This is a genomic window from Boseongicola sp., assembly GCF_057460485.1.
Genome location: NZ_JBVCWP010000001.1, coordinates 13,696 through 24,999, shown reverse-complemented (window position 1 = coordinate 24,999; position 11,304 = coordinate 13,696). Strand labels below are relative to the sequence as shown.

Genomic DNA, 11,304 nt, shown 5'->3' with positions numbered 1-11,304 from the left:
ACTTAGACAAGGCACACAAGGATTAGGCAATACTCAGTTGTCGTACACAGGCCCGCTCGTCGGAGGCCAGGGGCGTGTCGCATCCGCGTCGACCCAGTTTTGCGCCCAGTCCGGAAGGGTCTTTTTGTCGGTTCCAAAACCGAGACTCTCAAGAAACTCCACCGGTTTGATCGAGCCTTTTCGGTTTTTCACCGCGAACCGCAAGAGCATTTGGTTCATGCAGGTTTCCCCCTGCCACATGGATTGGTCTGCATAGACGAACCGTTCATCAAACCCAAGAAATCGCGTTTGAACCCGGTAGCGCTGCCACGTCGGCACACGCTTGCGGTAGCGCACCGAAACACCGGCGATGGGAAACATGATCCTGCCTTTGATGACCTTGCGCATCATTCCCATCCGCACACCGGACTGCCAGCGGGCAAGCTCGAACAAAGTGAGTATGCGACCATTGTTCAGTTCGCCAAAGGCGTCGGTGTCCCAGGGCCAGGCCCGGTGATAGGATACATGAGTGCCATAGACGTCCAAGCCATGCATCGAACGGCCCTTCAGCATCATGTAGATGGCTCGGATATACGGATACATGCTTCGCGCCTCCCATCGTCGTGGTCGCGCCTCTGGCGGTAAGGGTCAAGGGCAACGTCGCGTTCGTCGGGGCCTTGTCAGGCGGCAGCTCTGCGCTTAGGTGAAGGTCACCCAAAAGACGGAAAGCCGAGACATGCAATCGATCCTTCAAATCCTGCTTCTGATCCTTGATGTCGCGTGGTTCATCATGATCGCGCACATCGTCATGAGCTGGCTGATCAGCTTTCAGGTCCTGAACCTGAACCAACCCTTTGTGCGCCAGCTTTGGGATGGTCTGAACCGTCTTCTTGATCCTGTTTACGGTCGTATCCGCCGCTTTTTGCCAAACACCGGCGGGCTTGATCTGGCCCCTCTGGTAGCTTTGATCGGCGTCTATGCGATCCGGATTATCCTGATCAACAACGCCGGCGCGTTCATCTGAAAAGACCGCCTCGGCGAGTCAGACCGGGCCTTGTTCACCTATCGTTCACATGCGAAGGTGTAGCCAATAAGAGCAGCTAAAAATCAAGGCATATCAATGGACGGGTCCAATCCCACCGCCCATTCCATCCTAAGCGAAGTTTTCGGCTTTGACGGGTTTCGCCCGATGCAGGCGGATATCGTTTCGGCCGTGGCCGCAGGCACGGATGTGCTTGCCATTCTACCCACCGGTGGCGGTAAGTCTCTGTGTTTTCAACTGCCTGCATTGATGCGCCCGGGCTTAACCGTGGTCATTTCGCCGTTGATTGCTTTGATGCGCGATCAGGTACGCGCGCTGAAAGAAGCTGGTGTTTCGGCAGGTGCGCTAACCTCTGCCAATACCGAAGACGAAAACGCCGAGGTTTTCGACGCGCTCCATAAGGGCGACCTTAAGCTTCTCTACATGGCGCCGGAACGGCTTGCTTCAGGTGGCACGGATCGGATGCTGTCCCAGGCAGGCGTGACGCTTCTGGCGGTGGACGAGGCGCATTGCGTCAGCCAATGGGGCCACGATTTCCGCCCGGATTATCTGCGTATCGGGGCGCTGCGTGGCGCGCTGGATGTGCCGCTTGCGGCCTTTACGGCAACGGCAGACGCCGAAACACGCGACGAGATCTCGGAACGGCTTTTTGGCGACAGCAAACCGATTGTTTTCCTCGGCGGGTTTGATCGCCCGAACATCCATCTTGGCTTTGCGGCCAAGGATAAACCGCGCGATCAAATTCTGAATTTTGCGGCCGCGCGTAAAGGCCAGTCCGGCATCGTCTATTGTGGTACGCGCGCCAAGACCGAAACGCTTGCCAAGGCGATGTGTGAGGCAGGTCACTCGGCGTTAGCCTATCACGGCGGCATGGAGCCGGATCACCGTCGCGAGGTCGAGCGACGCTTTCAAACCGATGACGATCTGGTGGTTGTGGCGACGATTGCTTTTGGGATGGGTATCGACAAACCTGACATCCGCTGGGTCGCACATGCCGACCTACCAAAGTCAATTGAGTCCTATTATCAAGAGATTGGCCGTGCTGGGCGGGATGGCGCTCCGGCTGAAACCCTGACGCTTTTCGGGGCGGATGATATCCGTTTCCGTCGTATGCAGATTGACGAGGGATTGGCCCCGCCGGAACGACGCATGGCGGATCACGGGCGGTTGAATGCGCTTTTGGGACTGGCTGAAGCGCATCAGTGCAGGCGTCTGAATTTGCTCAGCTATTTCGGTGAAACGCCTGAGCCCTGCGGGACCTGTGATCTGTGTGATTCGCCGCCTGAAACCTTCGATGGAACCGAGGCGGTCCGTAAGGCATTGTCGGCTATTTTGCGCACTGGCGAGATGTTTGGCGCGGGGCATCTGACCGATATTCTTGTTGGAAATGTGACAGATAAAGTTCGCCAGCGTGGGCATGAGGATTTGCCGACTTTTGGCGTTGGCAAAGACGTTGATCGTCGCACATGGGCGGTCGTTTTCCGGCAAATGATGGGGCAGGATCTTGTGCGCCCTGATCCGGAGCGCCACGGCGGCTTGCGTATGACCGACGCCGCGCGCCCGATCTTGCGCGGCGAGGCGTCGATAACCCTGAGAAAAGACACGATGAAACCGTCGCGACGTCCTGCCGCGAAGACTTTGGTGAACGACGAAGATGCGCCATTGTTGTCGGCGTTGAAGGCCAAGCGTCGGGGTTTGGCCGAAGCGGCGCGGGTGCCGGCTTATGTTATTTTCACTGATCGTACGCTGATCGAAATGGCCGAGACACGTCCCGGTACAATGGATGAGATGGCCGGGATCACCGGGATTGGAGCAAAGAAACTTGAGCGCTATGGCGCTGATTTTCTTCAGATAATCACCGGAGAGGCTGAGACGCCTTCGCATCCGATGCGTCGCAAACTCGCGGGTCGTGTGGCGGGTGAAACCTATGACCGGCTTTTGGCTGTACAAGCGGATCTGGCGCGCGGTGAAGACGGAACCGGCAAACCGATGGCGTGTTCTGCGTCTCTTCTTGCGAAGGTTGCGGCGCTTGGTGCGGACCGTGCCGATAATATCGAGCGTCTTCTTGGCGAACGTCTTGCAGAACGCTTCGGCGGAGCCTTTGCCGAAGTCTTGCGCGAAACCTAACGCAACGTTCGCACCGACAAACCGCCGTTTTTGCCAACATCGTAAATCCCGCGGGTTTCCTCAGGAAATAGCATAAATCGCCATTCGGGAGCAAAGTTTTATCGTAAAAATCCAACTGCATAGGTCGGCGTGATCTGCTGACTGGCGGCAAAATCATCCATCGCCTTCTGGTCTGGCTGATCAACGGTCAAGGTCTCGACCAAGGCAAGCCCGCCCGTGATGAACAGGCTGTCGATGCCTTCACCAAGCGCCCCCTTGATATCGGTGATGATCCCGTCGCCGATCGCAAGGATGCGGCTGTCAGGGATTTCGGCGCCAAGTCCCGTCAGACGGCGGCGCGCAAGGTCATAGACCGGCGGATGGGGTTTGCCGAAATAGAGGCTCTCGCCGCCCATTTCCGTGTACAACTTGGCCAGTGCGCCCGCACACCATTCGCGGCTGTCGCCACGATCCACAACAATGTCGGGGTTGGCACACAGCAGCTTCAAACCCTTCTGCTTGGCATAGAGAAATTCGGGCCGGTTCACTGCCGGGTCGGCATTCGAGTCAAAGGGGCCGAGACAGGCGATGCCGGTGGCCTCTTCCAAGGGAACGCGGGTGATCTGGATCGGGTCATCGACAAGGTGGATCGGCTCGAAAAAGGTGAGATCGTAGTCCTGGCCCATGAACCAGACCTTCTCGCCCACAGCACCGCGGAACATCGCAGAGCGCGCGCTATCGCCGCTGGTTGCGATTACGTCCCAGCAATCGCGGGCCACGCCGATCAGTTCCAGCTGCTTTTCGACCGAAGCGCGAGGGCGCGGCGCATTGGTCAGAAGGACGACCTTGCCGCCGCGTTTGCGGTATGCGCGCAACGCTTTGACGGCCTCGGGGAAGGGTTCGACGCCGTTGTGGAGGCACCCCCAAAGGTCACAAAAGACCGCGTCATAATTGTCCGAGATCTCGGCAAGATTGGCGACGATAGGGATACTCATTTTCGTTCAGACTTTCAGGGCAGGGATGATCTGCTTTTTGCGGCTGATGATGCCGGGCAGGGCAACCATGTTGCCGGGCGCCGAGACGCCGAAGCTTTTCTCGGCAATCGACCGCACAGTATCATTTTGAATAAACATCAGGGCCTCTTGACCGAGGATGTCTATGAGGAAGAACAAAACGTGATCAACGCCGTCTTCTTCGGCGACCGCGACAAGGTCTTCCATCAACCCGTCCTTGCGTGCCAGAACGGTGCCAGGGGATGTGGTTTCCAGAACCGACACGCGAAATTTCACCCCATCAATCTCGTAGGGTTTACTGTCCATCCTCAACAACGCGCTGTCGGAATAAGACGACACGTCGGACTTCGCGGCGAACATCTCGGCGGCATAGTCGCGCATGTCGATGCCAAGTTCGGCGGCCAGTTTTTCTGCCAGCCTGCGGTCAACGTCCGTTGTCGTCGGGGATCGAAATTCCAGCGTGTCGGACAAGATGCAAGACAGCATCGCACCCTTGATATGGCGTGGCATTTTGTTGGCGTCCGCGCCCATCAGATCGTACATGATCGTGGCGGTGCAGGCGACTGGGCGCACTGTGATGTTGATCGGCCCCCTCGTTTTTAGCCCGCCCTGCAGCATGTGGTGGTCGATAACCTCGATCACGCGGGCGTCGTTGATTGACGCTGGCAGTTCGGCGACGTTGTTTGTGTCAACGATGACAACCTCGTCGTTCGCCGTGACGTCTTCCAGCAGTTCGGGCTGGTCCAATTGCCAGCGGCGCAGCACGAAGAGTGCTTCGGTGTTCGGCTCGCCCAGAAGGCGGGCCTTGGCGGGGGTGTCGCGGCATTCCGAAAGGTACCAGGCCCAGATGATCGGCGAGCCGGTGGAGTCTGTGTCGGGGGATTTGTGGCCAAAAACTTGGATCGTCATGGGATGATATTCCGTTTGGGCTTAGGTGATTTGGGCGCGTTATAACAGGGGGCAAGGGGATGTCACGGGGGTGCATGTGCTTGGTTTTGACGCATCTGTCGGAAGGTTGTGTGAATGGGGCATCGGAAAAGGGAGGCCAGTGTCAAAGAACGCGCTGGCCTGAAAATCTGACCTGGGCTAAATGTGCTGACGCGCCCTCGTGCCATGCGTGGCGAAAACTTCGAAATTCCTTGTAGCGCTTGAAGCGCTGCGGGGATTTGGGGCAGTCTCGGCGCAAAGCGGAACAGGGACAGATCTTTTGCGCGAAACCGAGCTTTATCCGCCGATCAAGGCGTTTCTCGAAGGTCAGGGCTGGGAGGTCAAAGCCGAGATCGGGGCGGCCGATGTTGTGGCTTACCGTGCGGGAGATCCGCCGTTGATTGTTGAACTCAAGGTCGGGTTTTCTCTGACGCTGGTGCATCAGGCGATTGACCGGCAAATGATCACTGATCTGGTGTACATCGCCGTGCCCCGTAAACCGGGCAAGCCGTTTCAGGGCGCCTTGAAGAACATGAAAAAGCTGTGCCGCCGTCTTGGGCTTGGCCTGATAACGGTTCGCCTGAAGGACGGGTTGGTCGAAGTACAATGTGACCCGGCGTCGTTTCAGCCCCGAAAGATCAAGGGGAAGAAAGCGCGGCTTTTGCGCGAGTTTTCGCGGCGCATCGGGGATCCGAATATCGGGGGCGCTGCGCGGAACGCTGGGCTGGTGACGGCGTATCGCCAGGATGTTCAGGCTTGCGCGGCGTATCTGGCCCAGGCAGGCGCATCCAAGGGGGCGGTGGTGGCAGGTGCGACGGGGGTGCGGGAAGCAACGCGGATGATGCGGGACAACCACTACGGCTGGTTCGATGTGGTAGAGCGCGGCATTTACGCGTTAACCGAGACCGGCGTGGCCGCGGTCCTTTCCATCGAGCAGGGCGCGGACTAGACGGCACCTTATGAACCTCGATCTGATCCAAAGCCTTGGTCCGACGCTTATGATTGCGTCCGTTGCGTTGGCGCTGTTTGCGGGCTTCGTCAAAGGCACGGTTGGGTTCGCTTTGCCGATGATTATGATCTCGGGGCTGGCATCGTTTCTTCCGCCGGACGTCGCTTTGGCCGGACTTATCGTGCCTGCGGTGGTGGCCAACCTTTGGCAGTCTCTGCGAAACGGCCCGGTGGCCGCGCTCGCTTCGGCACGCATCCATTGGCGGTTTTTGTTGATGCTGCTTGGGTTCATCGCGGCAAGCGCACAACTTGTGACGGTTTTGCCCGCGTCGGTGCTGTTCTTGATCCTTGGCGTGCCGGTCACAACTTTTGCGATTATCCAGCTCGTCGGCTGGCGACCCCGGATTGATGCAAGAAACCGAAGACCCGTTGAACTTAGCGTCGGGGCCTTTTCGGGGTTCCTCGGCGGAATTTCAGGTATCTGGGGCCCGCCGACGGTTTTGTACCTTACAGCGCTTGAGACCCCAAAGGGCGAACAAATGCGTGTGCAGGGTGTGGTCTATAGTGCAGGCGCGATCATGCTGGTTTTGGCACATATGAGAACCGGCGTGCTGACCGCACCGTCGGTGACGCTGTCAACAGTGCTGCTTTTGCCCGCCCTTGTCGGGCTGGCGCTTGGGTTTGTCGTGCAGGATCGCCTGGATCAGGACAAGTTCCGGAAAATGACGCTTCTGGTGCTGGTCGTGGCTGGGCTGAACCTGATCCGTCGCGGGCTGATGGGCTAGGCGACGCCCGCGAGTCTTCACTCTTTCAAAAATACCTCCAGCAGGTCCTCCGTTTAAAAAGCCGGTGGACTACCATATCACCCGATTGCCACGGCCTTCACATCGTCGTCAATGTGGCTTTCGTACTGACCAAAGTTCTCGGCAAACATCGCAACCAGCTTGGCCGCCTGACGGTCATAAGCCTCGCCATCGTCCCACGTCCGGCGCGGATCAAGCAGGATGTCCGGCACGGCGGAGGCCTTCACATGGGTCGGCACCTCGAACCCGAAATACTTGTCCTTGCGGTACTCGGCATCTTCCAAAGACCCGTCCAAAGCAGACGTCAAAAGCGCGCGGGTCGCCTTGATCGGCATCCGGCTTCCTGTGCCATAAGCGCCGCCTGTCCAGCCAGTGTTGACCAGCCAGCACGTCGCGCCGTGCGTTGCGATCTTGTCGCGCAACAACGCGCCATAGACTTCGGGACGGCGCGGCATGAACGGCGCGCCAAAGCATGTCGAGAACGTCGGCTGAGGCTCAGTCACGCCCCGCTCGGTCCCGGCCACTTTTGCGGTGAAACCAGACAAGAAGTGATACATTGCCTGCGCCGGTGTCAGCCGCGCAATCGGCGGCAGCACGCCAAAGGCGTCGCAAGTCAGCATAATGATGTTCTTGGGATGTCCGCCAATCCCAGTCTTTGAGGCGTTCGAGATATACTCCAGCGGATAGGCGCAGCGGATATTTGCGGTCAGGCTATCGTCCTGGAAATCCAGTTCCTTGGTTTCGGGATCATAGACCATGTTCTCGATCACCGTACCGAATTTAGTGGTGGTGTCGTAAATCTCGGGCTCGGCATCGCGGCTAAGGTTGATCGTCTTGGCGTAACAGCCGCCCTCAAAGTTAAACGTGCCGCGATCCGACCAGCCGTGTTCGTCGTCGCCAATGAGAACGCGCTCTGGATCGGCGGACAGCGTTGTCTTGCCAGTGCCGGACAGACCGAAGAAGACAGCCGTGTCGACTGGATTGCCGGGAGCGTGATTGGCCGAACAATGCATCGGCATGATGCCTTTTTCGGGCAGAAGGTAGTTCAGCAGCGTGAACACCGACTTCTTGTTCTCGCCCGCGTATTCCGTGCCGCCGATCAGGATTAGCCTACGGTCAAAGTTCATCGCTATGACGGTTTCCGACCGGCAATTGTGGCGCTTTGGGTCGGCGCGGAATGACGGCGAGTTGATCACAGTGAATTCTGGCACAAAGCTGTCCAGCTCTTCGCGGTCGGGACGGCGCAGCATGTGGCGGATGAACAGCGAGTGCCAGGCAAGTTCTGTCACAACGCGTACGTCCAATCGATGCGCCGGGTCTGCTCCGCCAAACAGGTCTTGGACAAAATAGTCACGCCCAGCCATGTGTGCCATCATATCGGTGTAAAGACGCTCAAAGCCTTCCGGCGACATCGGCTTGTTGTTGTCCCACCAGACGGTGTCTTCCACGGACGGCGTGCGCACGACGTGTTTGTCATTGGGGGACCGGCCTGTGAATTTACCGGTCGAGACCAAAAACGTGCCGCCTTGCCCCAGTGCGCCTTCCTTGCGGCGCAGTGCTTCGGCAATGATGTCAGGCTCCATGAGGTTGTAATAAACCTCGCCCAGACCCGAAATGCCTTGTGTTTCAAGCGTGTGATTGGTGTTCACCCGGCCTTGTGTCATACCCCGTCGCTCCCTTTCCCGGTAGTGCGCATGGTCCGGGCTGCCGCCCGAAGCACATGATCGGTGGTGTTAACGCCCTTATAGGCAGTCGGTTTTGGCCTTGAACAGGACGCATCCGCACAGTTAGCGCCACCAAACCATCAGACGGGCGGGTTTAGCGCCAACATGCGTCGGAGCCGCTCGTGATTTACGCGAAATCCGGCCCAACCTGTGGCGGATTAGCCGAATCTAACTAAAACAACGTTCTTCTAACGTGGCGAATACCCATGATTCGCACATTATTGTTGAATTACCGCAAAGCAGACACGAGTATGCCTAGAAAAAGACACGACAGAATGCGCCATTCATAAGGCGCCAAAGAGCAGCAAAAGGAAATCACAAATGTCCAGAATCGCGCTGGTCGACGACGACAGGAATATTTTGACGTCTGTCTCCATGACACTCGAAGCCGAAGGTTTCGAAGTCGAGACGTACAATGACGGGCAAGCCGCCCTCGATGCTTTTAACAAGAAGCTGCCAGATATGGCGGTCTTCGATATCAAGATGCCGCGGATGGATGGCATGGATCTGCTTCAGCGGGTCCGTCAGAAATCTGCGATGCCGGTTATTTTCCTGACCTCCAAAGATGATGAGATCGACGAAGTTCTTGGTCTGCGTATGGGGGCGGATGATTACGTCAAGAAGCCGTTCTCACAGCGTCTTCTGGTCGAACGTATTCGCGCGCTTTTGCGCCGTCAGGAAGTGATTGCTGGCGACGCTGAAGGTGGTGAAGTCGATCAGGCGCAGGTCATGACGCGCGGCGAGCTCCGCATGGACCCGCTGCGCCATTCTGTGACGTGGAAAACCCGCGACGTGTCGCTGACGGTGACAGAATTCCTGCTTTTGCAGGCGCTGGCCCAACGGCCTGGTTTTGTCAAAAGCCGCGATCAGTTGATGGATGTTGCTTATGACGATCAGGTTTACGTTGATGACCGGACGATCGACAGCCATATCAAACGCCTGCGTAAGAAAATGCGCATGGTTGATGATGAATTTTCGGCAATCGAAACGCTCTACGGAATCGGTTACCGATATAACGAAGAGTAAATGTTCGCGTCGGGGGTGAATGTGGTGGGCGCAAAGCCAGCCAAATACGCCGACGTCGTTTTGGGCGAGGACTGGATTGGTCCTGACGCTGCGGCGGAAAGCGAGGCACGGGCCAAACGGGACCGGCGTGGCGTAGTTGCCATGAACCGGTCGCCGCTGGCGCGTAAAATCATTACGTTCAATCTTCTGGCAATCCTCGTCCTTGTGGCGGGGGTTTTATTTCTCAATCCGTTCCGCGACAGTCTGGTTATCCAGCGCGAGCGTGGGATTGTGATCGAGGCTGAACTGATCTCGGGGTTCTTCGAGGCACAACTGCCTGAAAACGCCCCTGTCAGCCTTTCGACCGGCGATGGTCTGGATATTGCCGGTACCCTTGCGGCGCTGGAAATTCCGACTGCAGTCGAGATTTTTGTCTATGACAACGGCGGGAGCCTTGTGGCGACCACGGTCGGCCAGGAGCGTCGACCAAGCCCTGTCGCCAGTCTAGAAGGTGAGGATCGATCCACGGTTATCACCGATTTCCTGGACGGTATCTGGGCAGGCATTTCGGGTGTCTTTGGTAAGGAAAACGACGGTCCCGCCGTTGAAACTGGCAGCGAAGATTTGGTGGCGGCGCTGGTGACAGCGGCGCTTCGGGGCGGCACAGAAGTGCAGTCCCGCACGGATGCTTTCGGCAACACAATTTTTACCGTCGCCACACCCATCATGCAGGGCGTCACCCCCGTTGGTGCCGTCGCAATTGCCAGTGCAGCAGGCGAGATTGACCACCTTGTCCGCTCGGAACGCGAGCAGGTCTTGCAGATGTTTGTCATCGCTATTCTGGTGTCAATCGGCCTGAGCCTTGTGCTTGCCTCGACCATTGCAAACCCGCTTTCAGACCTTGCCGCGGCAGCCGAGATCGGGCGCGAAAAGAACGCGCGCCGCTTTAGCCCGAATCGTGTCCGTATTCCCGATTTGACTGCGCGACCTGATGAGATTGGCCGTCTGTCCGGCGCTTTGCGCGGCATGGTTGCCGCCCTTTACGACCGGATCGATGCCAATGAACAATTTGCGGCCGACGTCGCCCATGAGATCAAAAACCCACTGGCCTCGCTTAGGTCTGCAGTGACGTCCCTGCGGGTGTCCAAGCGCGAAGACCACAAGATAAAGCTGATGGACGTGATCGAACACGACACGATCCGACTGGATCGCCTTGTCACCGATATCTCGAACGCATCGCGGCTGGACAGTGAGCTGGTCAAAGAGGACGAAGAGCCGTTCGACCTGTTGCATATGATCGGCAATATCGGCGATTTTCTTGGCAATGATGCGCGCGAAAAGGGAGTCGAATTCATCACCGACATGCCGTCGGAAGAGATTGTTGTAGATGGCCTTGAAAGCCGTCTGGCGCAGGTCTTTGTGAACCTGATATCGAACGCAATTTCCTTCTGCGAGGATGGCGATGCGATCCGCGTCTGGGTGCGCAAGCGCGAAAACCGCGTGTTGGTTGTGGTCGAAGACACTGGCCCCGGCATCCCTGAGCAGGCGCTTACCAAAATTTTCAACCGCTTCTACACCGAGCGGCCCGTTGACCACTTCGGCAATAACTCGGGCCTTGGTCTGGCGATTTCCAAACAAATCGTCGAAGCGCATGGTGGCGTGATCTGGGCCGAAAACATTCGCCCCACCGACGCTGATGTCACGTCCGAGCCTTTGGGCGCGCGCTTCGTCGTCGGCCTTCCGGTCTAGGGCCCTGA

10 protein-coding genes are annotated in these 11,304 nt (G+C 57.7%); 6 read left to right on the top strand and 4 right to left on the bottom strand.

The features are described from left to right. Positions 1-33 precede the first annotated feature (33 nt). Entirely contained in the window at positions 34-582 is a 549-nt protein-coding gene (locus tag AC221Y_RS00140; RefSeq protein ID WP_299749820.1) for an acyl-CoA thioesterase, read from the bottom strand. A 133-nt stretch (positions 583-715) separates the two neighbouring features. On the opposite strand from AC221Y_RS00140, the gene AC221Y_RS00135 reads away from it, so the two are divergent. Both AC221Y_RS00135 and recQ read left to right on the top strand, forming a co-directional pair. Beyond that, positions 716-1,003: a YggT family protein gene (locus tag AC221Y_RS00135; RefSeq protein ID WP_299749817.1), complete on the top strand. Its 288-nt coding sequence runs from the start codon at positions 716-718 to the stop codon at positions 1,001-1,003. A gap of 96 nt (positions 1,004-1,099) precedes the next feature. Continuing rightward, on the top strand, positions 1,100-3,148 hold the full coding sequence (recQ, locus tag AC221Y_RS00130; RefSeq protein WP_299749814.1) for a DNA helicase RecQ: 2,049 nt from the start codon (positions 1,100-1,102) through the stop codon (positions 3,146-3,148). A 98-nt stretch (positions 3,149-3,246) separates the two neighbouring features. Here the strand turns inward: recQ and AC221Y_RS00125 are convergent, their stop codons facing one another. After that, positions 3,247-4,122, bottom strand: coding sequence for a TIGR01459 family HAD-type hydrolase (locus AC221Y_RS00125; RefSeq protein ID WP_299749811.1), 876 nt, complete (start codon positions 4,120-4,122; stop codon positions 3,247-3,249). Between the two features lie 6 nt (positions 4,123-4,128). After that, entirely contained in the window at positions 4,129-5,049 is a 921-nt protein-coding gene (locus tag AC221Y_RS00120; RefSeq protein ID WP_486706613.1) for a manganese-dependent inorganic pyrophosphatase, read from the bottom strand. A 298-nt stretch (positions 5,050-5,347) separates the two neighbouring features. Between AC221Y_RS00120 and AC221Y_RS00115 the strand changes: the two genes are divergently transcribed. Both AC221Y_RS00115 and AC221Y_RS00110 read left to right on the top strand, forming a co-directional pair. Next, the gene (locus AC221Y_RS00115) at positions 5,348-6,016 is read left to right on the top strand and encodes a DUF2161 domain-containing phosphodiesterase (protein ID WP_299749866.1); all 669 of its coding nucleotides are present in this window, start codon (positions 5,348-5,350) and stop codon (positions 6,014-6,016) included. A 10-nt stretch (positions 6,017-6,026) separates the two neighbouring features. Continuing rightward, entirely contained in the window at positions 6,027-6,800 is a 774-nt protein-coding gene (locus AC221Y_RS00110) for a sulfite exporter TauE/SafE family protein (protein WP_299749805.1), read from the top strand. A gap of 77 nt (positions 6,801-6,877) precedes the next feature. On the opposite strand, the gene AC221Y_RS00105 is transcribed toward AC221Y_RS00110, so the two are convergent. Continuing rightward, entirely contained in the window at positions 6,878-8,482 is a 1,605-nt protein-coding gene (locus AC221Y_RS00105) for a phosphoenolpyruvate carboxykinase (RefSeq protein ID WP_486706612.1), read from the bottom strand. A gap of 381 nt (positions 8,483-8,863) precedes the next feature. Here AC221Y_RS00105 and AC221Y_RS00100 point away from each other — a divergent pair, with 381 nt between their 5' ends. Both AC221Y_RS00100 and AC221Y_RS00095 read left to right on the top strand, forming a co-directional pair. Then, positions 8,864-9,568 (top strand): response regulator transcription factor, encoded by a 705-nt coding sequence (locus tag AC221Y_RS00100; protein WP_299749799.1) that lies wholly within the window; start codon positions 8,864-8,866, stop codon positions 9,566-9,568. Beyond that, positions 9,569-11,296: a sensor histidine kinase gene (locus AC221Y_RS00095; RefSeq protein ID WP_299749796.1), complete on the top strand. Its 1,728-nt coding sequence runs from the start codon at positions 9,569-9,571 to the stop codon at positions 11,294-11,296. It begins immediately after the preceding gene. The last annotated feature ends 8 nt before the right edge of the window (positions 11,297-11,304 follow it).

What these genes read in the sequence shown, in the direction of transcription:
- AC221Y_RS00140 (WP_299749820.1), bottom strand. Translation starts at nt 582, where the DNA reads ATGTATCCGTATATCCGAGCCATCTACATGATGCTGAAGGGCCGTTCG.
- AC221Y_RS00135 (WP_299749817.1), top strand. Translation starts at nt 716, where the DNA reads ATGCAATCGATCCTTCAAATCCTGCTTCTGATCCTTGATGTCGCGTGG.
- recQ (WP_299749814.1), top strand. Translation starts at nt 1,100, where the DNA reads ATGGACGGGTCCAATCCCACCGCCCATTCCATCCTAAGCGAAGTTTTC.
- AC221Y_RS00125 (WP_299749811.1), bottom strand. Translation starts at nt 4,122, where the DNA reads ATGAGTATCCCTATCGTCGCCAATCTTGCCGAGATCTCGGACAATTAT.
- AC221Y_RS00120 (WP_486706613.1), bottom strand. Translation starts at nt 5,049, where the DNA reads ATGACGATCCAAGTTTTTGGCCACAAATCCCCCGACACAGACTCCACC.
- AC221Y_RS00110 (WP_299749805.1), top strand. Translation starts at nt 6,027, where the DNA reads ATGAACCTCGATCTGATCCAAAGCCTTGGTCCGACGCTTATGATTGCG.
- AC221Y_RS00105 (WP_486706612.1), bottom strand. Translation starts at nt 8,482, where the DNA reads ATGACACAAGGCCGGGTGAACACCAATCACACGCTTGAAACACAAGGC.
- AC221Y_RS00100 (WP_299749799.1), top strand. Translation starts at nt 8,864, where the DNA reads ATGTCCAGAATCGCGCTGGTCGACGACGACAGGAATATTTTGACGTCT.
- AC221Y_RS00095 (WP_299749796.1), top strand. Translation starts at nt 9,569, where the DNA reads ATGTTCGCGTCGGGGGTGAATGTGGTGGGCGCAAAGCCAGCCAAATAC.